1 protein-coding gene is annotated in these 771 nt (G+C 45.0%); it reads right to left on the reverse strand.

Translation table 11 applies throughout. The annotated features are described in order from the left end of the window. Window positions 1-94: 94 nt before the first annotated feature. A complete protein-coding gene (locus tag PDO_RS28410) occupies window positions 95-430 on the reverse strand; it encodes a hypothetical protein (RefSeq protein ID WP_160167044.1) in 336 nt (111 codons plus the stop codon). Between the last annotated feature and the right edge of the window lie 341 nt (window positions 431-771).

Here is a 771-nt window from a genome sequence, read left to right on the forward strand (position 1 = left end):
CTGATTAATGAGGAGGCGTATAACCCGTATCAGCAATAAAATCTAACGTCTCTTTTCTGAAAACTGAAGTAGATTCGGCCACAATTACACCTCGTCAAAGTCCAACCAAAAGTGAATTAATCCAAAGAATCAGCGCAACCCCGTAAGTAACAATAAAACTATAAATCAGAACATTTATCTGCGTCCGAAGCCCTCTCCCAGACACCAGTCTATAGATAGAAACCATGCAAATCAGTAGAGCAGAGTGCCAAAACACCAATGCTAAAAATAATGCATCATCTAAAAACGATGAGAAATCCGGCGCAACCTGACCGTATCCCGCATTATAGAAAAGGGATCTGTAGTAGTTTAATATAAATTTCCCAGTAAATATGGAAACTATAAATACTTGAATCGCGGATAAAAATTGAACTACTCTACCAATTTCCATACGTGTTCTCTACCATGCGTTCATCCTCAAATAAATATCGGCCGGCCCAGAGATGCGACTCGCCTCACCAAGTCTCCAGAAAACTCCGCGTAATTTTGAAGGCAAAATCAAAGTCTTTCCACCGTCAGTTGCAGACACTAAATTTCCCGAATGTGGGCCGCGCAGTGCGGGTGCGCGAAACTCAATGCATGGTGGTTAAACCGGAACAGTCAGGACGTATTTGAATGTGCCGGCGCGGGGCTGGGATGTCCATTGTTGAGCGCGCAAATCACTTGTCGCTTTGCGCAAGCGCGCTCTGTCACTTTTGCCCCACCCTGCCGCTGGCATCATTTCGGTGACGG

Source organism: Rhizobium sp. PDO1-076 (assembly GCF_000247475.1).
Lineage (GTDB): Bacteria > Pseudomonadota > Alphaproteobacteria > Rhizobiales > Rhizobiaceae > Allorhizobium.